The sequence below is a fragment of the Curtobacterium sp. UNCCL20 genome (assembly GCF_900101675.1).
In the GTDB taxonomy this organism is placed as follows: Bacteria; Actinomycetota; Actinomycetes; order Actinomycetales; family Microbacteriaceae; genus Curtobacterium.
Window position 1 is genome coordinate 638,551 of the sequence record NZ_FNKG01000001.1, and the last position, 26,817, is coordinate 665,367.

At 71.9% G+C, this 26,817-nt stretch carries 21 protein-coding genes; 17 read left to right on the top strand and 4 right to left on the bottom strand.

Translation table 11 applies throughout. The annotated features are described in order from the left end of the window. Window positions 1-40: 40 nt before the first annotated feature. Window positions 41-511, bottom strand: coding sequence for an Lrp/AsnC family transcriptional regulator (locus tag BLT36_RS03185; RefSeq protein WP_175529460.1), 471 nt, complete (start codon window positions 509-511; stop codon window positions 41-43). A gap of 125 nt (window positions 512-636) precedes the next feature. On the opposite strand from BLT36_RS03185, the gene BLT36_RS03190 reads away from it, so the two are divergent. From BLT36_RS03190 to BLT36_RS03210, 5 genes are read left to right on the top strand one after another with little or no spacing between them, the layout of a single operon-like run. Next, window positions 637-2,079: an aminobutyraldehyde dehydrogenase gene (locus BLT36_RS03190; protein ID WP_092091862.1), complete on the top strand. Its 1,443-nt coding sequence runs from the start codon at window positions 637-639 to the stop codon at window positions 2,077-2,079. A gap of 24 nt (window positions 2,080-2,103) precedes the next feature. Further along, entirely contained in the window at window positions 2,104-3,291 is a 1,188-nt protein-coding gene (locus BLT36_RS03195; RefSeq protein WP_092091864.1) for an ABC transporter ATP-binding protein, read from the top strand. Beyond that, window positions 3,288-4,508: an ABC transporter substrate-binding protein gene (locus tag BLT36_RS03200; protein ID WP_092091867.1), complete on the top strand. Its 1,221-nt coding sequence runs from the start codon at window positions 3,288-3,290 to the stop codon at window positions 4,506-4,508. The genes BLT36_RS03195 and BLT36_RS03200 overlap by 4 nt, the downstream gene beginning before the upstream one ends. Continuing rightward, complete coding sequence (locus tag BLT36_RS03205) at window positions 4,505-5,443, top strand: ABC transporter permease (protein ID WP_092091869.1); 939 nt, start codon at window positions 4,505-4,507, stop codon at window positions 5,441-5,443. Before BLT36_RS03200 ends, BLT36_RS03205 begins: the two co-directional genes overlap by 4 nt. Then, complete coding sequence (locus BLT36_RS03210) at window positions 5,440-6,318, top strand: ABC transporter permease (protein WP_092091871.1); 879 nt, start codon at window positions 5,440-5,442, stop codon at window positions 6,316-6,318. Before BLT36_RS03205 ends, BLT36_RS03210 begins: the two co-directional genes overlap by 4 nt. A gap of 425 nt (window positions 6,319-6,743) precedes the next feature. On the opposite strand, the gene BLT36_RS03215 is transcribed toward BLT36_RS03210, so the two are convergent. Next, entirely contained in the window at window positions 6,744-8,330 is a 1,587-nt protein-coding gene (locus BLT36_RS03215; RefSeq protein ID WP_092091876.1) for a GMC family oxidoreductase, read from the bottom strand. Next, a complete protein-coding gene (locus BLT36_RS03220) occupies window positions 8,327-9,676 on the bottom strand; it encodes an alpha/beta fold hydrolase (RefSeq protein WP_092091878.1) in 1,350 nt (449 codons plus the stop codon). The genes BLT36_RS03215 and BLT36_RS03220 overlap by 4 nt, the downstream gene beginning before the upstream one ends. An 88-nt stretch (window positions 9,677-9,764) precedes the next feature. Between BLT36_RS03220 and BLT36_RS03225 the strand changes: the two genes are divergently transcribed. From BLT36_RS03225 to BLT36_RS03240, 4 genes are all read left to right on the top strand, one after another. After that, window positions 9,765-12,314: a carboxylate--amine ligase/circularly permuted type 2 ATP-grasp protein gene (locus BLT36_RS03225; RefSeq protein WP_092091879.1), complete on the top strand. Its 2,550-nt coding sequence runs from the start codon at window positions 9,765-9,767 to the stop codon at window positions 12,312-12,314. Further along, a complete protein-coding gene (locus BLT36_RS03230) occupies window positions 12,314-14,146 on the top strand; it encodes an N-acetylglutaminylglutamine amidotransferase (RefSeq protein WP_092091881.1) in 1,833 nt (610 codons plus the stop codon). The genes BLT36_RS03225 and BLT36_RS03230 overlap by 1 nt, the downstream gene beginning before the upstream one ends. A gap of 23 nt (window positions 14,147-14,169) precedes the next feature. After that, window positions 14,170-16,062 (top strand): S9 family peptidase, encoded by a 1,893-nt coding sequence (locus tag BLT36_RS03235; protein ID WP_092091883.1) that lies wholly within the window; start codon window positions 14,170-14,172, stop codon window positions 16,060-16,062. Window positions 16,063-16,166: 104 nt separating this feature from the next. Then, window positions 16,167-17,090 (top strand): GNAT family N-acetyltransferase, encoded by a 924-nt coding sequence (locus BLT36_RS03240; RefSeq protein WP_092091885.1) that lies wholly within the window; start codon window positions 16,167-16,169, stop codon window positions 17,088-17,090. Between the two features lie 292 nt (window positions 17,091-17,382). Here BLT36_RS03240 and BLT36_RS03245 read toward each other — a convergent pair whose 3' ends face one another. Beyond that, the gene (locus tag BLT36_RS03245; RefSeq protein WP_092091886.1) at window positions 17,383-18,492 is read right to left on the bottom strand and encodes an NAD(P)/FAD-dependent oxidoreductase; all 1,110 of its coding nucleotides are present in this window, start codon (window positions 18,490-18,492) and stop codon (window positions 17,383-17,385) included. Between the two features lie 124 nt (window positions 18,493-18,616). Here BLT36_RS03245 and BLT36_RS03250 point away from each other — a divergent pair, with 124 nt between their 5' ends. The 8 genes from BLT36_RS03250 to BLT36_RS03285 all read left to right on the top strand — a co-directional run. After that, window positions 18,617-19,597 (top strand): matrixin family metalloprotease, encoded by a 981-nt coding sequence (locus tag BLT36_RS03250; RefSeq protein ID WP_139166340.1) that lies wholly within the window; start codon window positions 18,617-18,619, stop codon window positions 19,595-19,597. Between the two features lie 46 nt (window positions 19,598-19,643). Continuing rightward, entirely contained in the window at window positions 19,644-20,360 is a 717-nt protein-coding gene (locus BLT36_RS03255; RefSeq protein WP_092091888.1) for a GntR family transcriptional regulator, read from the top strand. Between the two features lie 91 nt (window positions 20,361-20,451). Then, on the top strand, window positions 20,452-21,450 hold the full coding sequence (locus BLT36_RS03260; protein ID WP_092091889.1) for a sugar phosphate isomerase/epimerase family protein: 999 nt from the start codon (window positions 20,452-20,454) through the stop codon (window positions 21,448-21,450). Further along, complete coding sequence (locus BLT36_RS03265) at window positions 21,447-22,400, top strand: 3-hydroxyacyl-CoA dehydrogenase family protein (RefSeq protein ID WP_092091890.1); 954 nt, start codon at window positions 21,447-21,449, stop codon at window positions 22,398-22,400. Before BLT36_RS03260 ends, BLT36_RS03265 begins: the two co-directional genes overlap by 4 nt. Before the next feature lie 34 nt (window positions 22,401-22,434). Further along, complete coding sequence (locus BLT36_RS03270) at window positions 22,435-23,196, top strand: SDR family NAD(P)-dependent oxidoreductase (protein ID WP_092091892.1); 762 nt, start codon at window positions 22,435-22,437, stop codon at window positions 23,194-23,196. Window positions 23,197-23,351: 155 nt separating this feature from the next. After that, window positions 23,352-24,734 carry an MFS transporter gene (locus BLT36_RS03275; protein ID WP_092091894.1) on the top strand — a complete coding sequence of 461 codons (1,383 nt, stop codon included), beginning with the start codon at window positions 23,352-23,354 and terminating at the stop codon, window positions 24,732-24,734. Beyond that, complete coding sequence (locus BLT36_RS03280; protein WP_092091896.1) at window positions 24,731-26,437, top strand: dihydroxyacetone kinase family protein; 1,707 nt, start codon at window positions 24,731-24,733, stop codon at window positions 26,435-26,437. The genes BLT36_RS03275 and BLT36_RS03280 overlap by 4 nt, the downstream gene beginning before the upstream one ends. Further along, window positions 26,434-26,817: triose-phosphate isomerase (locus tag BLT36_RS03285; RefSeq protein WP_139166420.1), on the top strand; the 384-nt coding region annotated here is incomplete at its 3' end. The genes BLT36_RS03280 and BLT36_RS03285, both read left to right, overlap by 4 nt.

Below are 26,817 nucleotides of genomic sequence, written 5' to 3' on the forward strand. Positions count from 1 at the left end.
TGCAGTCGGGTGGGCAGGCCGGTCGTCTGGTCTGAGATGGTCATCGCGTTCCCCAGTCGTAGAGCTGTTTGCGGAGTTGCAGGTAGACGAAGGTCTCGGTCGCGGTCACGCCCGGGATGGCGCGGATCGTGCCGTTGAGCAGTTCGATGAGGTCGTCGTCGTCCTCGCAGACGACCTCCACCATGAGGTCGAAGCTGCCGGCGGTCATCACGAGGTAGTCGACCGCGGCGAGCTTCTCGAGTTCGTCGGCGACGCTCCGGGTGTCGCCGCCCACGCGGATGCCGATCATCGCCTGCCGGTGGAACCCGAGCTGCATGGGGTCGGTGACCGCGACGATCTGCATGACGCCGGTCTCGGTGAGCTTCTGCACTCGTTGCCGGACCGCCGCCTCGCTGAGACCGACCGCCTTGCCGATCTCGCCGTACGGACGGCGCCCGTCCGCCTGGAGCTGTTCGATGATCCGCTTCGAGGTGTCGTCGATCGGTCCCGGACGTCGTGGTGCTGCCGCCATGGCGGACAGCATGGCAGCGCCGTCCCGACAAAAGCAAGGGATTCCGTTGTGAACAACGTGTTTCACGACGATTTCCGTTGTTACAAGTCTTCCGAACCGCCGGTTTCCGTGCAAGTATCGCCGCCATGCTGGAGCGCACGACGACGGGTGAGATCCGCAACTTCATCGGTGGTGCCGCCGTCGACGCGCGGACCGACACCGAGTTCGACCTGGTCGACCCGACCGACGAGCACGTCTACGGCACATCCCCCGTCTCCACCGCGGCCGACGTCGACGCCGCCTTCGCCGCCGCGAGCACCGCGTTCGAGACCTGGCGCCGCACGACGCCGGGGGAGCGCCAGCTCGCACTCTTCCGGATCGCCGACGCGGTGGAGCAGCGGGCCGAGGAGTTCGCCGACCTCGAGTCCCGCGACACCGGGAAGCCCCGGGCCACCCTCGTCGAGGACGAGATCCTGCTCTCCGTCGACCAGATCCGCTTCTTCGCCGGGGCCGCCCGCAACCTCGAGGGCCGCAGCGCCGGCGAGTACATGACCGACCACACCTCGTTCGTCCGCCGCGAGCCGATCGGCGTGGTCGCCCAGGTCACCCCGTGGAACTACCCGCTCAACATGGCGGTGTGGAAGTTCGCCCCGGCGCTCGCCGCGGGCAACACCACGGTCCTCAAGCCGAGCGACACCACGCCCCTGTCGACCCTGCTGCTCGCCGAGGTCGCCGCCGAGTTCCTGCCGCCGGGCGTCCTCAACGTCGTCGTCGGCGACCGCACCACCGGTGCCGCGATGATCGACCACCCGACACCGCAGCTCGTCTCCATCACCGGGTCGGTCCGCGCCGGCACGGAGGTCGCCCGCGCGGCCGCCGGCGACCTCAAGCGCACCCACCTCGAACTCGGCGGCAAGGCACCCGTGATCGTGTTCGACGACGCCGACATCCCCGCCGCGGTCGCCGGGATCGTCGCCGCCGGGTTCTTCAACGCCGGGCAGGACTGCACCGCGGCCACCCGGCTGCTCGTGCAGGACGGCATCCACGACGAGTTCGTCGCGGCGCTCGCCGCGGAAGCCCAGGCGAACGCGCAGACCGGCCCGGCCGCACCCCATCCGTACTTCGGCCCGGTCAACAACGCGAACCAGCTGGCGCAGGTGCAGGACTTCCTCGGCACGCTCCCCGACCACGCCACGATCGCCCTCGGCGGGCACCGCATCGGCGACCGCGGCTACCACCACCAGGCCACGATCGTCGCCGGGCTCCGGCAGGAGGACCGCATCGTCCAGCAGGAGGTCTTCGGTCCGGTGCAGACCGTCCAGCGGTTCACCACCGAGGACGAGGCCCTCCGGTGGGCGAACGGCGTCGAGTACGGCCTCGCCGGCTCGGTGTGGACGACCGACCACGCGCGGGCGATGCGCTTCGCCCGCGACCTCGACTTCGGCTGCGTGTGGATCAACACGCACATCCCGATCGTCGCCGAGATGCCGCACGGTGGCTTCAAGCACTCCGGCTACGGCAAGGACCTGTCCCAGTACGGGTTCGACGACTACACCCGCATCAAGCACGTCATGTCCTACATCGGCTGAGGCCGACCACCCCCTGGAGGCACCATGGCAATGACCGGCACGTTCGCCGAATCGGGAGCCGATCTCCGGCTCGAGCAGATCACCAAGTCGTTCCCCGGCCACACCGCGGTGGACTCCCTCGACCTGACGGTGCCGGCCGGCTCGTTCTTCGCCCTGCTCGGCCCCTCCGGCTGTGGCAAGACGACCACGCTCCGGCTCGTCGCCGGGCTCGAGGAACCGACGAGCGGCACGATCACCATCGGCGGCCAGGACGTCACCGAGACGAAGCCGTACCAGCGGCCGGTCAACACGGTCTTCCAGAACTACGCGCTCTTCCCGCACATGAGCGTGCTCGACAACGTCGCGTTCGGGCTGAAGCGCCGACGCATCCCGGACCCGATGGCGAAGGCGAAGGAGGCGCTCCGGCTCGTCGAACTCGAGGGGTCCGCCTCGAAGCGTCCCGCACAGCTCTCCGGCGGCATGCAGCAGCGGGTCGCCCTCGCCCGGGCGATCGTGAACCGGCCGGCGCTGCTGCTCCTCGACGAACCGCTCGGTGCCCTCGACCTCAAGCTCCGCCACCAGATGCAGCTCGAGCTGAAGACCATCCAGGCCGAGGTCGGGCTCACCTTCCTGCACGTCACGCACGACCAGGAGGAAGCGATGACGATGGCCGACACGGTCGCCGTCATGAACGGCGGTCGGATCGAGCAGATGGGCAGCCCGCAGGACCTGTACGAGCTGCCCCGCACCGCGTTCGTCGCGAACTTCCTCGGACAGTCGAACCTGCTCGAGGGCGAGGTGCGCGGAACCGAGGGCGAGCTGCTCGTCGTCGTGACCGGCGCCGGCACGCTCGCCGTCCCGGCAGCGCGTGCGGTCGCCACGACCGGCCGGGTCGTCGTCGGCGTCCGACCGGAGAAGCTCAAGATCCGGACCGCCGAGCCCACCCCGGAAGCGGGCCGCAACATCCTCGGACCGGGACGCGTCGTCGACGTCTCCTTCTCCGGCGTCAGCACCCAGTACCTGGTGGACGTGCCCGGCGCCGGACGCGTCTCGGTCTTCGCGCAGAACTCGAAGGGCGGGCCGCGGATCGCGACCGCCACCGAGGTCTGGCTCACGTGGGGCGTCGACCACGGTTTCGGCCTTGAGGCGCACCCCGCGTCCGACGCGCCCGTCACCGCCGGAGCCGACCCGCGCCTCCAGTCCGCGCCGGCCCCCGCAGGAGCGGTCGCGTGAGCCCGGTGCCGGAGCCGGGTCCGGACCTGCTCCGCGGCCTCACGTCGGCGCGCGTCAGCCGACGCGGCCTCCTCGCCGGCGGCGGGGCCGCCGCGGTCGCCGCGCTGCTCGCCGGTTGCAGCATCAAGGGATCCGCGGCCTCCGCCGACGACAGCGTGGACTGGACCCGGTTCTGGAAGGACCAGAAGGCGACCAAGCAGCTGAAGTTCGCGAACTGGCCGCTCTACATCGACTCCGACCACGGCAAGTCCGAGTCGCTCGCGCTGTTCAAGCGGGAGACCGGGATCGCCGTGGACTACCAGGCCGTCATCCAGGACAACGCGACCTTCTACGCCACCGTCTCACCGATCCTGCGCGCGCACGGATCGACCGGCTACGACCTCGTCGTGATGACGAACGGGTACGAGCTCACCGAGATGATCAAGAACGGGTTCGTCTGCGAACTCGACCACTCGCGACTGCCGAACTTCGCGGCGAACGCGTCGAAGTCGGTCAAGGACCCGATCTACGACCCGGGGAACAAGCACTCCGTCGTCTGGCAGACCGGGTTCACCGGGCTCGCGTACAACCCGAAGTACACCGGCCGGAAGATCACGTCGTTCCAGGACCTGCTCGACCCCGCGTTCGCCGGGCGCATCGGCCTGATGAGCGACAACACCGAACTCGGCTCCCTGGCCCTGCTCGCGCTCGGCATCGACCCGGAGACCTCGACCACCGCCGACTGGCGGAAGGCCCAGGAATGGCTCCGGAAGCTCCGCCCGAACGTCACCGGCTTCTACGACCAGAGCTACATCAACCGGCTCGAGAACGGCGACACCTGGATCACCCAGGCGTGGTCCGGCGACGTGTTCCAGGCGCAGCAGTCCGGGTTCCCACACCTCGAGTTCGTCACGCCGGAGGAGGGGCAGATGACCTGGCACGACAACATGCTCATCCCACGGCAGGCGGCGAACCCGGTGTCCGCGCTCGAGTGGATGAACTTCTACTACACGCCCAAGGCCGCCGGCATCGTCGAGGACTACGTCAACTACGTCTGCCCGGTGCCGGGCGCCGAGGACTACGTGCGGGACGAGCTCGACGACCCGACGGTGGCGGACAGTCCGCTGGTGTTCCCGTCGGACGAGGTCCTCGAGAAGTCGCACGAGTTCCGGGTCTTCAAGAACTACGACGAGTACTCCGAGTGGAACAGCATCTTCAACGCGGTGGTGCAGTCGTGACCGCCGTGGGGATCGCCGGGGTCACCGGTTCGGGCGCCGGGCCGGATGCCGGTCCCGCGCCCGTCCGTCGGGGTCGTCGACGCAGCACGCCGTTCCTGCTCGCGCTGGTCGGCACCGCGTACCTCTGCGTGTTCTTCGTCATCCCGCTGCTGTCCGGGCTCATCGTCTCGCTGATGTCCGGCAACCCGGACGACGGCTACACCTTCACGTGGAACTTCGGCATCTACTCGTCGCTGTTCGTCGACCCGCAGGTGCCGTACCTGACGTTCCTGCTCCGGTCGCTCTGGTACGGCGCCGCGGCCACGATCGTCACGATCATCGTCGGGTACCCGGTCGCGTACTTCATCGCCTTCCGGGTCTCGCCGCGGTGGAAGAACCCGCTCCTCATGCTCGTGTTCGTGAGCTTCCTCGTGTCGTTCATCATCCGGACCGACATGTGGGCCTTCGTGCTCGCGTCGCAGGGACCCGTCGTCACCGTGCTGCAGGGCATCGGGCTCGCCGGGAAGGACTTCCACATCCTCGGCACGTCCGGGGCGGTGATCTTCGGGGACGCGTACAACGACCTGGCCTTCATGGTGCTGCCGATCTACGCCGCGCTCGAACGCATCGACCCGCGGCTCGGCGAGGCGGCGAACGACCTGTACGCCGGGAAGTTCCGCGCGTTCTGGCACACCACCCTGCCGCTGTCCCGCTCCGGCATCTTCGCCGGGGTGCTCCTGGTGTTCATCGACTGCGTGGGGGACCCGGTGAACTCCTCGCTCCTCGGCGGCACGAACACGTACACGATCGGCCAGGCGATCCAGGACGCCTACTCCGGCAACCAGCAGTACAACGTCGCCGCCGCGCTCTCGACCGTGCTCATGGTCGTGCTCGGCATCATCCTGTTCATCTACGCCCGTGTGTCCGGCACCGACGACCTCGAGGACCTCGTATGACCGCCGTCGCACCGCCCCGCAGCGCCACCGCCCCGACCTCCCCGGTCACCGGCTCCACCGCCCGCCGCCCCGGCCGCCACGGGGTGAACCGCCGCGGGCCGTGGCTCGCCATCGTGTACTGGGTCGTCATCGCGATCACCCTCGTGCCGATCGTCTACATGATCGTGTACTCGTTCAACGACGCACCGACGAACCGGCTGTCGTTCGCGTGGAACGGGTTCACGACCTACTGGTACGCGAACCTCGTGAACGTCTCCGGGCTCGGGGCCGCGTTCGTCACCTCGGTCGTGGTCGCGTTCCTCGCCGCGATCATCTCGGTGGCGATCGGGCTGCCGCTGGCCCTGGCGCTCGAGCGGTACCGGTTCCCAGGGCGCGGCGCCGTGAACGCCGTCGTGTTCGCGGACATCGCGGCGCCGTCCATCGTGGTCGGGTCCGCGTCACTGTCGTTCTTCCTGTCGATCGGGCTCGGCACCGGGTTCCTGACCGTGCTCATCACGCACGTGGCGTTCGACGTGGCGTACGTCGTGGTGGTGCTGCGGGCGCGGATCTCCGGCACGTCGAGGGTGCTCGAGGAGGCCGCGAGCGACCTCGGGGCGACGCCGTTCCAGGCGTTCCGGCTCGTGACACTGCCGCTCCTCGCGCCGGGCATGCTCGCAGCGGGGCTGCTGGCGCTCGCGATGTCGATCGACGACTACGTCATCACGTCGTTCGTCGCCGGGCCGTCGGTCACGTTCCCGCTGTTCGTCTACGGCGCCGCGAAGGCCGGGATGCCGCCGCAGGTGCTCTGCTTCGGCACGCTGGTGTTCGCCGTCGGACTGCTCGTCGCGCTGCTGAACGGGGCGCTCAACCGGCGGTTGGCGCGCACGCGCGGCTGAGGTCGAGGCGCCCCGCTCCGGTCGGAACCGTTGCGGGGCGCCCGTGTCTCAGTCCTTCCGCCCCAGGTCGTGCAGGAGTCTGACCACGGTCACGAGCAAACTCGCGATCCCCAGCCAGGGAACCTGACGCCTGGGCTTGGACCCGTTGTCTTCCGACATCGAGACCACCTCCGGGTGTCGGCGCCGGCGGACACGAGGAGCGAACGGCCGGGACGGACGTGTAATCGGACCGGGGTCCGATTACACTGGACCCGAGCGTTGTGACTCGGGGACGGGTACGTCCGTCCTCGGCTTTCCACTCGGAGAGCACCTGAAGCCCATCACCGTCCTACCGGTGGTGGGCTTCACACATGCCCCAGGGGTGCGACCCGGCGGTGCGGCACCCCACCACACCAGCCTACGTCGTATTCCAGTAGGTCGGTTCGTCAGGCGACGGCGGCCGCGGCCGCTCGGTCGGCGCGGGCGTCGTCACGCAGGAAGCGGTCGGCGGTCCGGAGCGAGAGCGCCATGATCGTCAGCGCCGGGTTCGCGATGAGGGAGCTCGGGAACACCGAGTTGTCGACGATCCAGAGGTTCGGGACGTCCCACGAGCGGCCGGCAGCGTCGACGACGGAGCGGGACGGGTCGGTGCCCATCCGCGCGGTGCCGACGGTGTGCGCCGTGCGGTCGAGCACCCGGACGTCCGTCCCGCCCGCGGCCTCGACGATCGCGGTCATCGTGCGGACGGCGTGCTCGGTGATGGCGGCCTCGTTCGACCCGGGGGAGAACGTGACGCGGGCCTTCGGGACCCCGTTCGCGTCCACCTCGTCGCTCAGCACGAGCCGGTTGTCGTCGTACGGCAGGCACTCGGCGTTGATCCCGACGCCGGCCATCCGCGGGTAGTCGCGGAGCGCCCGGACCAGGGCGGCGCCGCGCAGCCCGCCGCCGCGGACGAGCGAGGTCGCGAGGGTGAGGGGCTGCACGCCGAGGCTCTGGACGAGGTACCCACCGGCGAAGTCGGCGCCGGCCGGCCGGACGAAGTCCTCGGTGATGATCGACGACGGGTAGCCGCGGTACGAGCGCATCGACTCGTCGAACGTCGCCCACACCTGGGTCGCCCCGTGTGCGGTGAAGTTCCGGCCGACCTGGTCGCTGCTGTTCGCCAACCCGGTGTGGAGCAGGAGTCGGGGTGTCTCGATCCCGCCGGCTGCCAGCACGAGGGCTCGGCACCGCTGCCGGTGGTCGCGGCCGCCCTGCCGGTACACGACGGCTTCGACCTCGCCCCGCGCGTCCAGCTCGATGCCGTGCACGAACGCCTCGGCGCGGATCTCGGCCCCGGACGCGACGGCGGCGGGCAGGTACGTGGTGTCCATCGACACCTTCGCGCCGTTCCGGCAGCCCTGGTGGCACGAACCGCAGGAGACGCAGGCGTGCCGCAGGCCGTGGTGCTCCTGGTGCCGGTCCTCGGTGGTGAGGCCGACGGGGGCGTCCGTCGCGGTGATCCCGACCTCGGCCGCACCCCGGATCATCATGTCCGACGAGGCGTTCCGCGGCGGCGGTCCCATCCGGTAGCGGCGGGCGGGGTCCCACGGGTAGTGCTCGGGACCGGCGACGCCGACGTCGTACTCGACCTGTTCGATCCACCGCGTGAGCTCGGCGTGCTCGATCGGCCAGTCCTCGCCCTGCCCGCTGTCGGTGCGGAGGTGGATGTCGTGCGCGTTCGGCCGCGGCGTGAACGCACCCCAGTGCAGGGTCGACCCGCCGACGCCGGTGCCGCTGTTGTTCGGACCGAACGCCGTCGGAGCGCTGCCGCCGCTGATCCGCTCGTCCATCCAGTTGATGTCGCCGGGCGCCTCGACCTCGTCGGGGACGTGGTCGCCGGGCTCGGTGTTGGGGCCGGCCTCGAGCGCGACGACCCGCAGGCCCCGGCGGGCCAGGGTCGCGAGCAATGGCGCCCCTCCCGCTCCGGTGCCGACGACGACCACGTCGACGACCTCGTCCTCGTCGTACCGGCGCTGCTCGCTGAGGTTCATCGTCCGTCTCCCGCCGGTTCCCACGCTTCTCGCTGTCCGGCCCCGAGGAGCAGGAAGCCCTGTTTCCGGACGCCGTCGCCGCCGTTGGCGAACCCGTCGTAGTCGAGCTCCGCCATCGTCGCCGGGTGTGCGACCCACTGCTTGGCGAGGTCGACCGCGGCGTCCTCGACCCACGCCTGCAGCTGCGCCGCGTCGAGCGTCCCCACGGCGGGGGTGTACGAGCCGGCGGTCACGGCGTCGAGCACGGTGGCGAGGTGCTCGTCGCCGTGCGCGGACTCGGCACGGAGTGCGTCGAGACCGGCGCGGTAGGCGTCGACGTCGGTGGGGAGGCCGTCGGGTCGCCAGCCGTCGCCGAGGCCGTCGGCGAGCTGCGCGTCGACGCGGAGCGCGAGGTCGATCGGTCGGTCGCCGGACTGCGGCACGACGACCCGGGCGACGGCGCGGAGCGTGTCGAGCTGCTCGGGGCGCAGCACGCGGGGTTCCCGGTCGGGGTCGTCCGGGAGCGCCCGCACGGCGAGGAGCCCCCGCATCCGGGCGCTGACCCGCGGCGAGGCGATGACCCGGGCGGTGGCCGCGGGGACGGCGGGGCCGTGGTCGACCCGGCGGCGCCAGAAGTCGCGGATGCGGTCGGCGACGTCGTCCGGACGCTCCCACGGCAGCAGGTGTGCGGCACCGGTGACGACGGCGAACTCGCCGGCCGACCAGTGCGGCAGGTTCAGCGCACGCTGCGCATCGGGGCCGAGGTCGCCGTCGGCGGCCCCGGCGAGGACGAGCGCGGGCACGGGGTTCGGCGGGAACTCGGACGACCAGTCCTCGCGGCTGCCGCGGACGAGCCAGTCCGTCCACGCCTGCGGTGCGGTCCGCTCGACGTCGTGGACGGCCTGCAGGTGCTGTTCGGGTGGGAGCCGGGCGTCGGTGTTCGCGTCCACGAACTCGTCGGCCTCGTCCGGACCGATCTCGCCGTCGGCCGCCCAGGCCAGCATGGACCGGCGTCGCTCGTCGTCCATCGGCTCGGGTGACAGCGGGGACGCGGCGAGCAGGACGACGGCGCGGAGGCCGAACAGTCCGTTCGAGCCGTCGACGGTCCGGGCGGCCACGACCGAGGCGACCTTCCCACCCATCGAGTGCCCGACGAGGGCCCACTCGGTGGCGCCGCTCCGGCCGATGGCCCGTTCGACGAGCTGGGTCATCTCCTCGACCGTGGTGCCGGTGACCGACGACGAGCGGCCGTGGCCGGGTAGGTCGATGCCGATCAGGTCGAGGGTGCCGGCGAGCCGTGCGCGCAGCCCGGCGAACTCCTCGGAGCTCGACCCGAGGGCGTGGAGGCAGAACACGGTGGTCGACACCCCTCGTTCCTACGTGCCCGCGCGATCTGGCTCACAGCGGGGTGTACCCCGTCGGGCGCTGGACAGACCACACGGGTAGGTTCCACCCATGAGTGCAGAGCTGACGCTCGGCGCCGAGGAAGAGCTGCACCTCATCGACCTCGAGTCCGGCCGACTTTCCGCGAAGGCCCCGCGCCTTCTGCCCAAACTGCCCGCCCACCGGTTCGGCGCTGAACTCCAGCGCACGACCATCGAGACGAACACCCCCGTCGTCCGGACCCTCGACGACCTCCGGCGGGTGATCGTCGACCTGCGCAGCGAGCTGAGCACGGCGATCGCCCCCGTCGGCGTCGGCATCGCCGCGGCCGGCACCGCACCGCGGTCGGAGTACGCCGACTTCGAACTGACCTCCGGCGGCCGCTACGGCCGCATGCAGGAGCAGTACCGGATGCTCGTCGACGAACAGCTCATCTGCGGCCTGCAGGTGCACGTCGGTGTGAGCGACCGCGACCTGGCGGTGCAGATCGCCCAGCGGGTCGCGACCGCGCTGCCGGTGCTGCTGGCACTCAGCGCGTCGAGCCCGTTCTGGAACGGGCAGGACACCGGCTACTCGTCGTTCCGGAGCATCATCTGGCAGCGCTGGCCGTCCGCCGGCAGCTTCGGCCGCGTGCAGAGCGCTGCCGAGTACGACGCGATGCTCGAGGACCTCATCGCCTCCGGGGTCATCGCCGACAAGAAGATGGCGTACTTCGACGTCCGGCCGTCCTCGCACGCCCCCACGCTCGAGCTCCGGGTCTGCGACGCCACGCCCGTGGTGGACGATGCCGTGCTCATCGCGGGCCTGTTCCGCGCCGCGGTGCGGAAGGCCGAGAAGTCGGTCGAGTCGGGCGCCGAGTGGCAGCCCCGCAGCGAACCGCTGCACCGCGCCGCGATGTGGCAGGCGGCGCGCAGCGGACTGAACGGAGACCTGCTCGGGCTCGGCCGCCACCCGGAGCGGCTGCCGGCGGAGATCGCGGTGCGCCAGCTCCTCGACCGTCTGCGTCCGGAGCTCGAGGAGCTCGGCGACTGGAGCACCGTCGCGGACCTCGTCGAGGACACCCTGGCGCGCGGCAACTCGGCCGACCGGCAGCGCACCGCGTACGCCGAGCGCGGTGAGCTCGACGACGTCGTGGCGCTCGTGGTCGAGGACACCGCGGGGACACCCTCCGGCCGCGACCCGGACCCGGTCGTCGCGATCCCCTCGTACCGCGTCCGCGCCGGGGACGAAGCCGTCGGCCCCGGTGCCCGTCCGCGTCCGGCCTTCCGTGACCTGGCGGCGTTCTTCCGCGGCTGGGACGCCGACACGACGATCGAGCGCTGCGCCGCCCGTGACGTCTGGACCCGTGAGCACGAGGTGGGGTTCGTGGTGGACGGGGGCGTGCAGGAGTTCGGCTGCGACCTCGTGCCCCGCACCGTCAGCGCCTACGAGTGGAGCCAGCTCGCGGCGGGCCTGGGGCAGCGCGCCCGGGCCATCGAGCTGTTCCTCCGCGACGCGTACGGCGAGCGGCGGATCGTCAGCGACGGCGCCATGGACGAGCACGAGTTCGTCGGTGCGAACGGGTGGGACCCGGACGCCGCACGGCTGCCGGCGCACGCGGTCCGTGCCCCGGTGATGGGCTTCGACCTGGTCCGGAACGAGTTCGGCGGCTGGCGCGTGCTCGAGGACAACGTGCGGTCGCCCTCGGGCGTCGCCTACGGCATGGCGCTCCGAGACCTGATGGACGAGGTGGTGCCGGATGCTCCGCGTCCGGAGCACCTGCGAGACCCGCGCACCGTCACCGCACGACTGCGTGAGACGCTCCGCACCAACGCGACCGCGGTCACGGGCAACCCGGACCCGGTGGTCGCGCTGATCAGCGACGGCCCCGCCGCCGGCGCGTGGTTCGAGCACCGCCGGCTGGCCGACGGGGCCGGGCTGCGCCTCCTGGCCGGATCGGACCTGGACGTCCGCGACGGCCGTGTCGTCGTCGCCGCGACCGGCGAGGTCCTCGACGGGCTGTACCTGCGGATCGACCGCGACGTCCGCGACCTGGGCGGAGCCGACCTGCCGGACCTGGGCGCCCGCGTCCTCGACGTGGCCGAGGCGGGGCGGGTGTCCCTGGCGAACGCCCCCGGCAACGCGCTCGTCGACGACAAGGCGATGTACGTCAACGTGCCCGACCTCATCTGGTACTACCTCGACGAGAAGCCCCTGCTCGAGTCGGTGCCGACCTACCGGACGAGCATCGAGGGGGAGCGGCTCTCCGTGCTCGACCGCGTCGGAGAACTCGTGACGAAGCCCGTGGACGGCGAGGGCGGGCGGGACGTCCTCATCGGCCCGAGCGCCAGCGCCCCCGAGGTCGCCGAGCGCCGGCGGGACATCGCCCGCGACCCGGCACGGTGGGTCGGACAAGAGGTCGTCATGCTCTCCTCGCACCCCACGATCGGCCCCGCCGGACTCGACCCGCGGCACGTCGACCTGCGGGCGTTCGTGTACGTCACGGGCACCGGACCGGAGGACACGCACCTGGCGGACGTCGCGCTCACCCGCGTCGCTCCGGAGGGCAGCATGGTCGTGAACTCCTCGCGGGGCGGCGGCGCCAAGGACACCTGGATCATCGGAACGGCAGGGGAACGCTGATGTGTGGACTCGCGGGCGAGATCCGGTTCGACGGCAGGGCACCGGACGTGGGCGCGGTCGCGCGGATGACCGGGTGCATGGTGCACCGCGGGCCGGACGGCGACGGGCTGTGGGCGCGCGGTCCGGTGGCGCTGGGGCACCGCCGGCTGTCGATCGTCGACCTGTCGACGGCGGGTGCGCAGCCGATGGTGCTGCCCCGTCAGGGTCTGACGATCGCCTACAACGGCATGGTCTACAACTACGTGCAGCTCCGCGACGAGCTGCGCGGCAAGGGCCACGAGTTCTTCTCGACCTCGGACACCGAGGTGATCGTGGCCGCCTACGCCGAGTGGGGCACCGCGTTCGTCGAGCACCTGATCGGCATGTTCGCGATCGCGATCTGGGAGCACGCCAGCGGTCGGCTCGTGCTCGCCCGCGACCGGCTCGGCATCAAGCCGCTGTACGTCGCGCACGTGCCGGGCGGGGTCCGGTTCGCGAGTTCCCTGCCCGCGATCCTCGCCGGGAACGGCGGCACCGGCAACGGCGGCACAGGCACCGGGACCAACCCCGGCGGCACCGTCGACACCTCCATCGACCCGGTCGCCTTCGCGTCCTACATGACCTTCCACTCGATCGTCCCGGCACCCCGCACGATCCTCTCCGGTGTCGGCAAGCTCCCGCCCGCCACCGTCCGGGTCATCGAACCGGACGGCCGCGAGCACGACACCGTCTACTGGCAGCCCCGGTTCGAGCGCGACCCGGACAAGGCCGTCTGGAGCGACGAGGACTGGCAGCAGGCCTTCATCGCCTCCCTCCGCACCGCTGTCCAGCGCCGCATGGTCGCCGACGTCCCGGTCGGCGTGCTGCTCTCCGGCGGCATCGACTCGTCCCTCGTCGTCGGGCTGCTCGCCGAGGCCGGGCAGCGGGACCTGGCGACGTTCAGCATCGGCTTCGACGCGGCCGGTGGGGAGTCCGGCGACGAGTTCGAGTACTCGGACGAGGTCGCCCGGCACTTCGGGACCGACCACCACCGGATCCACATCCCGTCGTCGCGGCTGCTCGACGGCATCGACGGTGCGGTCGCCGCGATGAGCGAACCGATGGTCAGTCACGACTGCGTCGCGTTCTACCTCCTCTCGCAGGAGGTCTCGCAGCACGTCAAGGTGGTGCAGTCCGGGCAGGGCGCGGACGAGGTGCTCGCCGGGTACGACTGGTACCCGCCGCTCGCGGACGTCCCGCGCGACGGGGCCGCCGAGGCGTACCGATCGGTGTTCATGGACCGGCGCTGGCCGGCACTGCAGGGCATCCTCGGGGAGCGGTGGCGGAGCGACGACGACACCCCGTCGGCGTTCGTGGACCGGCTGTTCGCGATGCCGGGAGCGGAGACGAGCGTCGACGCCGCGCTGCGGAGCGACACCACGATCATGCTCGTCGACGACCCGGTGAAGCGGGTCGACAACATGACGATGGCGTGGGGCCTCGAGGCGCGGGTGCCGTTCCTCGACCACGAGTTCGTCGAGCTCGCCGCGGCGATCCCGCCCGGGCTGAAGCTCACCGACGGCGGCAAGGGCGTCATGAAGCGCGCGTCCCGCGGGATCGTGCCGGACTCCGTCATCGACCGGTCCAAGGGATCGTTCCCGGTGCCGGCGATCCGGCAGCTCGAGGGGCCGTACCTCGAGCGGGTGCGGGACGCGCTGCACGCACCCGAGGCGCGGGAGCGCGGGCTCTTCGACCCGGCCACCGTCGAGCGGATGCTGCAGGACCCCAACAGCACCCGCACCGAGATCGGTGCGAACGCGCTCTGGCAGCTCGGCCTGATCGAGATGTGGCTGCAGCACCAGGGGATCCGGTGACACGGCCTGGAGGAACGGATCGCGTGACGTCGTCGGCCGGCGTCGAGCGCGCGGCCGGCCTGGGCGAGCGGCTCAGCGCCGCCTGGGGATCGTGGGGCCCGACGATGACCCGGAACGCCCGGCGGGTGGCGTTCGTCAGCGACCGGCACGGCACCCCCGAGGTGTTCGTGCAGGACGTCGTCGTGGAGGGGGCGCTGCCGGAGCCGGTGCGGATCCGGCTGTCCGAGGACCCGGTGATCCGGGTGACGTGGTCGTCCGACGGCGAGTGGCTCGCCGTGGCGATCGCCACCGACGGCGGCGTCAAGCAGCAGGTGTGGGTGGTCCGACCCGACGGCACGGACGCCGCGCAGATCGCCGGGTCCCGGTACCAGCACGCCGAGCTCGGCCCGTGGAGCCGCAGCGGACACCGCGTCGTCATCACGCTGCCGTCGACCGAGCCCGACCAGCCGGCCCGCGCGTACCTGGTCGACCCGGTCACCGGCGACCGCGACGACCTGGCGGTCGGGGAGCTCATCCACATCCTCGACCTCTCCGTCGAGGAACGGCTCGTGGTGCTCCGCGACGGACAGCGCGGCCAGGAGTTCGTCGTCGCCGTCGACCGGCTCACCGACGAGAGCCACGCCCTGCTGTCCGACCAGCCCGACGGCTCGGCGGAGATCGCCTTCCTGCGGCCCGCACCGGCGAGCGAGACCAGCCCGCTCGTCGCCTACGTCGCCACCGAGTCCGGTATGCCCCGGCGCGGGCTCATCGCCCAGCCGGTCGGACCGCACGGCTGGCGCGGCAAGCCCCGCTCGATCATCGAACGCCCGGACGCGGAGCTCGAGTCGCTCGACGCCGACGACGCTGGACGGACCCTGCTGCTCGGCTGGAACGTCGACGGCCGGAGCGAACTCGACCTCATCAACACGCACGACGCCTCACGCACCGCGGTGCCGGACCTGCCCGGGGACGTCGTCACGGACCCGGTGCTCAGCCGCGACGGGCGCAGCGTCATCCTCGCCGTCGAGGGACCGACCCGCCCGCGGGAGCTCTGGCGGCTCGACACGAACGCGCTCACCTGGACCCGGGTGACGGACGTGCCGGTGCTGCCGGACGAGCCCCTCGTCGAGCCGACCCTCGAGCGGTTCACCGCACGGGACGGACTGGAGATCACCGGGTGGCTCTACCGGGCCGTGGACCGGGCCACCCCCGAGCCGGCGGCCGACGATGCGGCCGGCACCGTTCCTCCCGGCCCGCGCAGCGCACTCGTCCACCTGCACGGCGGACCGGAGTCGCAGGAACGACCGACCTTCTCGCCGCAGCACCAGGCGCTCGCCGCGGCCGGCGTGACGGTGTTCGCGCCGAACATCCGCGGGTCCTCCGGGTACGGACGCGAGTTCGTGCACGCCGACGACCTCGCGCTCCGCTGGAACGCCCTCGCCGACGTCGTCGACAGCGCACGGTTCCTGGTGTCGAACGGGTACGCGGACCGCTCCCGGGTCGCGGTCGAGGGCCGTTCGTACGGCGGGTACGCGACCCTCGCATCGCTGGCCTTCACGCCCGACGTGTTCGCCGCGGGTGTCGCGGTGTGCGGGATGAGCGACTTCGCGACGTTCTACCGGGACACCGAGCCGTGGATCGCCGTGGCCGCCGCGACGAAGTACGGCCACCCCGTCGACGACGCGGCGCTCCTCGCGTCCCTGTCGCCGATGCGCGCCGTCGACGACGTCACGGCGCCGCTGCTCGTCGTGCACGGGGAACTCGACACGAACGTGCCGGTCGGTGAGGCGCACCAGGTGGTGGCGGCGCTCCGGGAACGATCGCACGACGTCGAGTACCTCGAGCTCGCGGGCGAGGGGCACGAGTACCGGCGGGCGTCGTCGCGCGCGCTGCTCGTGCGGCGCATGGTGGAGTTCGTGGCGGACCGGCTGCGCTGAGCGGGCGGGTCCGTCCGGTGCGAGGTCGCGGCGGAACCGCACCACGTCGCGTCACGCAGGGCAACGATGCGGGTCCTGTCGATCCGCGGTCGCAGGATGGGACCATGACCACCAGTGCCCCGGTTCCCGACCTCGTCCGACCCGGCGAGGTCGCCCTCACGTCAGCCACGGACGTCGACGACGTGCGCGAGGTCGTCGACCGGGCACGGAACCGGTACCTTGCGGCCGTCGTCGCCGACACCACGAGCTGGGCGGACGGCGAACGGCGCCGGTTGGAGGACCTCGGGTTCCGCGGCGGTGACCCGCGCGGCGAGGCGGTCCGGACGCTCGACCTCACGATCGCCGACGACGGGACGCCGACTCGCCTGCTCGACAACCCCTCGCTCGCCTCGCTCAACGGGGAGCACGCCCGGTTCGCCGAGCGCCGGGGCGAGATCGCGCGGTACCAGCCGGACGTGTCGGTGTGGACCGGGATCCCGGAGCGGCCGACCGACCAGGACTGGGATGACGTCCGCGCGTTGCTCGGCTCCGGGGCGGTCTTCGGCGTCGGCGCCTCGGCGGTGGTGCCCGCGGGCTGGAACACCGCCCCGGGAGCCGGCGGCGTGCAGCTCACCGGCGAGGCCATCGAGGGCGCTCCCGACCCGGAGGCGATCGAGCTCACCCCGGACGACGTCCCCGAGATCCTCGAGCTCATCGCCCGGACGAAGCCCGGACCGTTCCTACCCCGCACGATCGAACTCGGGCGGTACATCGGCGTCCGGCGCGAGGGGCGGCTCATCGCGATGGCCGGGGAGCGCCTGCACCCGCCGGGATGGACCGAGATCAGCGCCGTGTGCACCGACGAGGCATTCCGCGGGCAGGGACTCGGTCGGCGTCTGGTGCTCGCGGTCGCGCACGGCATCCGGGAGCGCGGCGAGGTCCCGCTCATGCACGCCGCGGCCGGCAACACCGGGGCGATCGGCCTGTACCGGCACCTCGGGTTCCGGCTGCGGGACCGTGGAGCGCCGCGGTTCGTGCGGATTCCGTGACGATCGGCGTCCCCGGTACGTCTGTCCAGTGAAGGCAGACGACCGAGGGATGCATGGACCACCAGCACGACACCGCCGACACGGCCACCGGAGACCGCCGGTGCGACAGCACGTTCGACCGCTGGGGGTGTGGGCTGCCCGCGGGCCACGACGGCCCGCACGTCTCGCGCGACGACGTCGAGCGGGTCGAGTGGAACGACCGTGCAGCTGGTCGGCGATTGCGGCACCTCACGGGGACCGGGCGGGGAACCCCTGCCGGAAGGCGTTCGGCACCCGTCCCGGAGGAGCCCGATCAGGCGCGTGGGGACGACGACGGCTGCAGTCCGTCGAGCTCCGGAGCGGGATCGCCGAGGACCGCGCGGGCGAGCGCATCGCCGAGGAGCGGCCCCATGGTGAGCCCGGCGGCGCCGTAGCCCGTCGCGACGAACAGGCCGTCGTGGCCGGGGACCGCGCCGACGATCGGCATCGCGTCGTCCGGCAGCGGACGGAGGCCGACCCGGGTCTCGAGGACCGTGGCGTCGGCGAGCCCGGGTGCGATCGACAGGGCGTCCCGCAGCACCTGGAGCTGCCCGGCCGCCGTCACGCGGGCATCGAACCCGCTGCCGGTCTCCCGCGTGGCACCCACCGCGATCCGGGACCCGTCGAAGGCCACCAGGTAGTGGTGCGACATCGGGTGCACCGAGGGCCAGTGCGTCGTGTCCACGCCCGGGAGCGTGAGGTGCGTGATCTGCCCGCGCTGCGGAGCCACCGGCACGGACAGACCCAGGGCGCCGAGCAGGTCGTTCGTCCAGGCGCCGCCCGCCACGACCACCGCGTCGGCGGACAGGACGTCGTCGTCGACGCGCACCCGGCGGTCGTCCAGCAGCACCGCGTGTCCCCGGCGTCGGACACCGCCGAGCCGTTCACCGGCGTCCAGCAGCGCATCCCGGACCGTCCGCCCGTCGACCCGACCGCCGCCCTCGATCCAGAGCGCATCGAGCCCGGACGCCAGCGGCGGGAACAGTGCACGCGCACGGTCCCCGCCGATCCGCTCGACCCGGCCGACGACCTCCGGCTCGGCCGCCCGACGCCGCTCGACCCGCTCCTCGGCCGCGTCCACCTGCGCCGGGTCCGCGTTGACCACGAGCGCGCCGCTCCGCCGGTGGTCCGTGCGGGTGACGCCGACCTCGGCCAGTCGCGCGAGCAGTTCCGGCCAGAAGGCGGCCCCACGGACGTACCGGTCGGCGAAGGGCCCCTCGACCGCGGACGACCACGGCTGCAGGATGCCGGCGCTCGCCGCGGTGGCCTGCCCCGCGGCTCCGTCGTCCACCAGGGTGACCGGAGCCCCGCGTCGCGCGAGGGCGAAGAACGTGCTGGCACCGGCGATGCCCGAGCCGATGACGAGCGTGGAACGTGATGCCATCCCTCGATTGTCCCCTGCCCCTTCGGGGGGTTGACCCACCCGAGCGCCCCTCCGCACACTGACTGGCGTCGTGTCAGGGTGACGGTGCCGGGGAGCGCCGTGCCGGGACCAGGAGGAGCACATCGTGCGGACGTCGTCCGTGACCGCCGGGGCGGTCGCACTCGGGATCGCGCTGCTCGCGGTCGTCACTTCCCTCGGCAGCGGGAGCGCCGCGGCTGCGCCGACCTGTCGGGGCGATCGGATCACCGTCGCCGACCTGGCGAGCGGGTGCGCGGTGTCCACCGGGACCGTCGTCCTGCCGGACGGTCGCCGGTTCGCCGTGCCCGCCGCCGGTGTGACCGTCTCGGCGCTGCCGCTCGGGGCCGCGGGCACGAGCGACGCCGGGGACGTGTCGATCACGAACGCCGGCCGCGCCGGGCTCGCGGTCCGGGTCGACGACGTCTGGAAGGGTTCGGCCGCCGCGGTCCGCCAGGAACGGGACGCCCTGCGCTCCCGCCTGGCCGCCACGCCGCAGGCCGCGACGACCACGACCGCCACGAAGCCCTCGAGCTGCACGAACAAGTCCTTCGCGAAGCTCGGCTTCACGTGGAGGGTCCCGGTGAGCTGGAGCTACAACCCGGCCGGGCAGAAGGTATCCGGCGCGTCCACGATCCGTGCGGGTGCGGATGCATGGACCGGCGGGATCGCTGCCTGCTCGAAGAAGATCACCACGACCGCCGCGGAGCGCCTCGTCGGGAACACCACCCAGGCGAGCGGCGTCACCGCAGCCGGTGGGTGCGGTGCGTCGAGCGGGACGAGCGTCGTCGGCTGGGGTGCACTGCCGAAGAACACGCTCGCGGTGACGTGCGTGTGGTCCCGGTCCGGCGCCGCCGTCGAGGTGGACCAGCGCTACACGACGGCGCAGCAGTGGTCGACCGCATCGACCTGCTCGGGGCCCCGGTTCGACCTGCGCGGGGTCGCGACGCACGAGTGGGGCCACGCGTTCGGCCTCGGGCACACGGCGCAGAGCAGCGGACTCGTGATGCGGCCGGCGTCGACCACGTGTGACACCGGGCAGCGCACGCTCGGCCTCGGTGACGTGCTCGGCATCGACTCGCTGTACTAGAGCGGGAGTCCAGCGGGCTCGATCGTCGATTCTCTAGGATCGACACATGTCGATGACCATGCCGGGCTTCGGGACGGAGCGGATCACCCAGCTCGGACTGCGGGACCGTGTCTACGACCGGGTGCTCGAGGTCCTGATGGGGCACGACGTCGAACCGGGCATGCGGCTCTCGATCGACGGCCTCGCCCGGACCCTCGGGGTGTCCCCGACGCCGGTGCGCGAGGCGCTCGTGCAGCTCGAGCGGACCGGGCTCGTCACCCGTGAGGCGAACAAGGGGTACCGCGTCTCGCCACCGCTCGCCGGGGACCAGCTCGAGGCGCTGTTCGACGCCCGGCTGATCGTGGAGAGCGGAGCCGTCGAGCTCGCGGCCCGCGGCGACGTGGAGGGACTGCGTGCTCGGCTGGAGGTGGCACTCGACGAGCAGGCCGCGGTCGCGCGGGAGGTCGCGGCCGTGGGTGTCGAGGCGGCGTCGGAGGAACTGATGGCCCGGTTCTTCCGGAGCGACTGGCAGTTCCACCAGCTCATCTTCGACGCGACGCGGAACCCGTTCCTCGAGGAGATGTCCGAGATCATCACGACCCGCGTGCACCGGATGCGCCAGATCGTCGAGGGCGGCGGGGACGACACCGACCGTGCCGTGCACGAGCACCGGGCGATCCTCGAGGCGCTGGCCGCGGACCCGGCGTCGGCGGTCTCGGCGATGCGCGTGCACATCGACGCGGTCCGGCTGCGGTCGCGGGCCGACGCTTCCCACACCGGATAGCGCGGGCGGGGTTGCGCTAGGTCGCCGTGCGAGTATCTTTCCTATAGGAAAGAGGTTCATCGCCGAACCGAGACATGCAAGGGAGCATTCCGTGAGCACACCACAGGACTGGGTCGGCCAGGACTGGAACCCCGAGACGTGGACGGCCGAGACGTGGCCGATCGCCACGTGCCTGCACGGGTTCCCGCCGGTCACCCGCGACGGCGTCCCGCTGCACGACGCCGACCCGGAGGTCTGGGACGAGGTCTTCGCGCAGATCGAGGCCGTCGGGTTCTCGCTCGCCGAACTCGCCGACAGCCACATCCGCCCCGCCGACCTCGAGCGGTCCCGCCGCGACGAGCTGTTCGCGATCGCGAAGGCCCACGGCGTCGGCATCCCCTCCGTGCACCTGCAGCGCCGGAGCGTCATCCAGCCCGGGCACGAGGAGGACAACCTCGCGTACGCGCACCGCACGATCGACGCGGCCGCCGAGTGGGGCATGCAGGTCTTCTCGACCGGCCTCCACCAGCCCTTCACCGACGACCAGAAGCGCGCCCTCTGGTTCTGGACGGCCCAGGGGCCGAAGGACCCGGACGACCCGGAGGTCTGGAAGGCGGCGGTCTCGCGGCTCCGTGAACTCGGCGAGCACGCCGCGAGCGTCGGCCTGCCGATGGCCCTCGAGCTGTACGAGGACACCTACCTCGGCACTGCCGACAGTGCCGTCCGCCTCGTCGAGGAGATCGGTCTCGACAACGTCGGCCTGAACGCCGACGTCGCGAACCTCATCCGCCTGCACCGCCCGGTGGAGGACTGGAAGGAGCTCTTCGCGAAGACCCTCCCGTACACGAACTACCTCCACGTGAAGAACTACACGCGGGACGAGGCCGGCGACGGCAGCTGGGCGACGAGCGTGCCGAGCACCATGGAGACCGGCCTCATCAACTACCGCCAGGTCCTCCGCGACGCGGTCGCCGACGGGTTCCGCGGCATCGTCATGACCGAGCAGTACGGCGGGGACAGCCTCGGCGTCTGCGCCACCAACCAGCAGTACATCCGTTCCGTCCTCGCCACCTCGGTGGTCGGGGCGACGAAGCAAGGAGCAACTCGATGAGCACCCTCGACATCGCCGTCGTCGGGTCCGGGTACATGGGCGGCGGGATCGCCCAGGTCCTCGCCCTCGCCGGCCACACCGTCCGCATCGCCGACGTCTCGGCGGAGATCGCGCACCAGAACCTCGAGCGGCTGATCGGGGAGACCGAGCAGTTCGTCGCCGACGGGCTGTTCCCGCAGGACGCCGTCGAGCGGGTCCGTGCCCACCTCAGCGCCGCCGAGTCGATCGAGGCCGCCGTCGCGACCGCCGACTTCATCGAGGAGGCCGTCCCCGAGAAGCTCGAGATCAAGCACGCGACCCTCCGCCGCATCAGCGAGGCCGCGCGTCCGGACGCCGTGATCGGGTCGAACACGTCGACGATCCTCATCGAGTCCCTCGCCGAAGCCGTCACCGGACCGGAGCGGTTCCTCGGGGTGCACTTCTCGAACCCGGCGCCGTTCATCCCCGGCGTCGAACTCATCCCGCACCCCACCACGAACGACCACGCCGTCTCGGTCGCCGAGACGGTCGTCGCGGCCACCGGCAAGCAGTCGGCGCGCGTGCAGGACTCGACCGGGTTCGTCCTCAATCGCCTGCAGTACGCGCTGTTCGAGGAAGCCACCAAGATCGCCGACGAGGGCATCGCCAGCCCCGACGACATCGACACGATCGTCCGCACCACGTTCGGCTTCCGCCTGCCGTTCTTCGGTCCGTTCGCCATCGCCGACATGGCGGGGCTCGACGTCTACGCGTTCTGCTTCGAGTCGCTCCAGACCCGCTGGCCCGAGCGCTTCGCCACCCCGGCCTCCCTGCAGCAGCACGTCGACGCCGGTGAGCTCGGCACGAAGTCCGGCGCCGGGTACCTCCAGGTACCGGCCGACCGCACGCCGGAGCTCGTCGCCTACCGGAACAAGGCCTACGTCGCGATGCAGAAGCTCCTCGACGACCTCGGCCCCGCGCCGATCCACTGAGACGAACGAGAAGAAGGACCAGGGGAGCCCGACCATGAGCAACCAGGACCACACCGTCGTCCTCACCGGTGCCGCCTCACCGCGCGGCATCGGCCGGGCGACCGCCCACCACCTCGCCGAGGCGGGCTGGAACGTCGGCATCATCGACCTCGACCAGGCGGCCAGCGAGGCCGTCGCCGCCGAGGTGCGCGAGCAGCACGGCGTGCAGGCCGCCGGCGCCGGGGCGAACGTCGCCGACGAGGCCGCCGTCCGCGCGGCGTTCGACACGCTCGAGTCGCAGCTGCCGCCCGTCGCCGCCCTCGTGAACCTCGCCGGGGTGTCGTCGGCGCACGCCTACCTCGACCTGCCCGAGGGGGAGTGGCACCGCGTGCTGTCGATCAACCTCGACGGCGTGCACTTCGCGAGCCTCCGGGCGGCGGAGTCGATGGTGCGGAACGGGTACGGCCGCATCGTCAACCTGTCGTCCGTCTCCGCCCAGCGCGGCGGCGGCACCTTCAGCAAGACGCCGTACACGGTCGCCAAGGCGGGCGTGATCGGACTGACCCGGGGGCTCGCCCGTGAGCTCGGCCCGCTCGGCGTCACCGTGAACGCCATCGCGCCGGGTCCCATCGACACCGACATCATGGGCGGCACGCTGTCCGAGGAGCGCAAGGCCGAGATGGCCGCCGACGGGGTCCTGCCCCGGATCGGCACGCCCCGGGACATCGCCGCGGCGATCGCCTACCTCGTCGGCGAGGACGCCGGGTTCGTCACCGGCCAGACGCTCAACGTCGACGGCGGCCTGTACATGCACTGACGGCGAGCCGCCGCGGCGGCCCGCCCGTGCACCAGCCCCGCCGCCCGCGGACCGCGCGACGACCTCGCCACGTGATCCGCGCCTCCAGTCCGGAACGCACTATCCGGAACGGACCACGAAACCTGCACCGCACCGTGCTCGCAAAGGAGCGAACCGTGTCCCTCCCCAACGCCCCCGCGCTCGGGTCGACCCACGACCCCGGCCTGAAGTCCGCCATCGGCAAGGCGACCAAGCACCTCATGCCGATGCTCGTCATCCTGTACTTCGTCGCGTTCCTCGACCGCACGAACGTCGGGTTCGCCGAGGAAGCCCTCAGCGTCGACCGGAACATCTCCGACGCAGCCTTCGCCCTCGGCGCCGGCATCTTCTTCATCGGCTACGCCATCTTCGAGATCCCGTCGAACCTGCTGCTCAAGCGGTTCGGTGCCCGGTTCTGGCTCGCGCGCATCGCGATCACGTGGGGCATCGTCGCCGCGCTGTTCTCGTTCACGACGAACGACACCATGTTCATCGTCCTGCGGTTCATCCTCGGTGTGACCGAGGCGGGCCTGTTCCCGGGCGTGATCATGTACCTGTCCGAGTGGTTCCCGAACAAGGTCCGTGTGCGGATGTTCGCGATCTTCTACCTGGCGCAGCCGTTCTCGCAGATGATCGGCGCTCCGCTGTCCGGTGGGCTCATCAGCTTCGGCGACAAGGCCACCCCGTTCCACGGCTGGCAGGTCATGTTCGCCGGCGAGGGCGCCCTGGCCGTGCTGGCCGGCATCGCGGCGCTCGTGTTCCTGACGAACAGCCCGCAGCAGGCGAAGTGGCTCGAGCCCGGTGAGAAGGACTCGCTGACGGCGGCGATGGCCCGCGAGGACACCGCCCGCAGCGAGGACGGTCCGACGGGCATCTGGAAGGCGATGGCGAGCGGCCGCGTCTGGTACTTCACGATCATCTACTTCTGCCTGCAGGTCGCCGTGTACGGCACGACCTTCTACCTGCCGCAGCAGGTGTCGGCGCTCCTCGGCCAGGACGTCGGCTGGCAGGTCGGCCTCGTCGCCGCGATCCCGTGGCTCGTCGGCCTGGTCGCCTGCTACCTCGTCGGTTCGCGGGCGGACACCGTCGGTCGTCGTCGACGCTGGGGCACCTGGTTCTACATCACGACCGGCCTGTCGATCCTCGGCTCGGCGTGGGCGGGCGCGAACGGGCAGCCGATCCTCGGCATCCTGTTCATCACGCTGGCCGTCGCGAGCTTCCTGGCGGTCGGGCCGATCACCTGGGCCTACCCGACGGCGTTCCTCACCGGTGCTGCGGCCGCCGCGGGCATCGGCCTCATCAACTCGCTCGGCAACCTCGGCGGGTTCGTGGCCCCGATCATGCGCACCGCGATCAACGAGGTGGTGCCGACGGAGAGCGGAGCGTTCGGCATCGTGTCGCTCGGGGTGCTCGCGTTCGTGGCCGCGGTGATGATCTTCTGCACGAAGCTCTTCCGCGGCGCGAAGGCGGACGAACTCCTCGACACCACGCACGTCCGGGCACAGGGAGACGAACGATGACCAGACTGTTCAACGACCCCGCGGACTTCGCGGACGAGGCCACCGACGGGTTCGTCGCGGCGAACGAGCGCTGGGTGCGCAAGGTGCACGGCGGGGTGGCGCGCTCGACGACGTCGCCCGACGGCACGGTCGCCGTCGTGATCGGCGGCGGGTCCGGGCACTACCCGGCGTTCGGTGGACTCGTCGGGCACGGTCTGGCGGCCGGTGCGGCGATGGGCAACCTGTTCGCGAGCCCGTCCGCCCAGCAGGTGGCCGGGGTCGCCCGCGCCGCCGCGCACGGCGGTGGGGTGCTCCTCAGCTACGGCAACTACGCGGGTGACGTGCTCAACTTCGACGCCGCGTCGCGCACGCTCGAAGCCGAGGGCATCCCGGTCCGCACCGTCCGGGTCACCGACGACGTCACGTCGGCCCCGGCGGACGAGGCAGCCAAGCGCCGCGGCATCGCGGGCGACCTCTGCGTCTTCAAGGTCGCCGGCGCCGCCGCCGAACGGGGCGACGACCTCGAGGCGGTCACCGCCGTCGCGGACCGCGCGAACGACCGGACCCGGTCGTTCGGCGTCGCGTTCTCCGGGTGCTCGCTGCCCGGCGCCGAGGAGCCGCTGTTCGAGGTGCCCGAGGGCCGCATGGCGGTCGGCATGGGCATCCACGGGGAGCGCGGCATCGACGAGACCGACGTGCCGACCGCCGACGGACTCGCGACGCTGCTCGTCTCGCGGCTGCTCGACGAGGTGCCGTCCGGTGTCACGGCCGACGGCGCGCGGGTCGTGCCCATCCTCAACGGGCTCGGCTCGGTCAAGTACGAGGAGCTCTTCGTCGTCTACCGCTCGGTGCAGCGGCTGCTCGCGGACGCGGGCGTCGTCATCGTCGAGCCGGAGGTCGGGGAACTCGTCACGAGCTTCGACATGGCCGGCGTCTCGCTCACCCTGCTGTGGCTCGACGACGAGCTCGAGGAACTGTGGGCAGCACCCGCCGACACCCCCGCGTACCGCAAGGGCGGCGCGGTCGCGCAGGAGCGGGTGGACCCCTCGGTCGTCGAGGCCGAAGCGTCCCCGGACGCGATCGGCGAGGCCAGCGACGAGTCGCGTGACGTCGCGGCCCGGATCGCCCGGGGGTTCGCGGCCGTCCGCGCGGTGATCGACGAGCACGCCGACGAACTCGGGCACATCGACTCGGTCGCCGGTGACGGCGACCACGGCATCGGCATGCAGCGCGGAGCACACGCCGCCGACGCCGCGGCGTCGGACGCTGTGTCGCGCGGAGCCGGCGCTGGCTCGGTCCTGCGGATCGCGGCCGACGCGTGGTCCGACAAGGCCGGCGGTACGTCCGGTGCGATCTGGGGAGCCGCCCTGGAGGCACTGGGTCGCGTCCTCGGGGACGACGAGGCTCCGACGGGTGCCACCGTCGCGGACGCCGTCGGTGCGGCCAGCGAGGCGGTGCTCGCCTTCGGCGCGACGGTCGGCGACAAGACGATGGTCGACGCGCTCGTGCCGTTCGGTGCGGTGCTCCGCACCCGAGTCGACGCCGGCGCTCCGCTCGCCGAGGCGTGGGCTGCCGCCGTGTCCGCGGCGAAGGAGGCCGCGGACGGCACCGCGGAGCTGCTGCCGAAGATGGGCCGCGCCAGGACCCACGCCGAGCAGGCGGTCGGGACGCCCGACCCGGGAGCGGTGTCGTTCGCGCTCATCGTGGAGGCGGTCGCACCGTGATCACCGTCGGGGTGTCGCTGAAGATGTACTTCTCGCACGCGCGCACGCTCTCGTGGGCGGCGGACGTGGCGGACATCGCTCGGCGGCACCCCGCGGTGCAGTCCGGCGCCGCCGAGCTGTTCGTCGTCCCGACCTTCCCGGCGCTCGTGCCGGTGCGGCAGGTCATCGACGAGCGCGGTGCCCCGGTGCTCCTCGGTGCGCAGGACCTGGCGTGGGCGGACGAGGGCGCGTTCACCGGGGAGGTCTCCGGGCGTGAGCTCCGTGAGATCGGGGTCGACCTCGTCGAGATCGGCCACGCCGAACGGCGGTCCCTGTTCCACGAGACCGACGACGAGATCGCGGGGAAGGTGCACGCCGCGTTCCGCAACCACCTGCGGCCG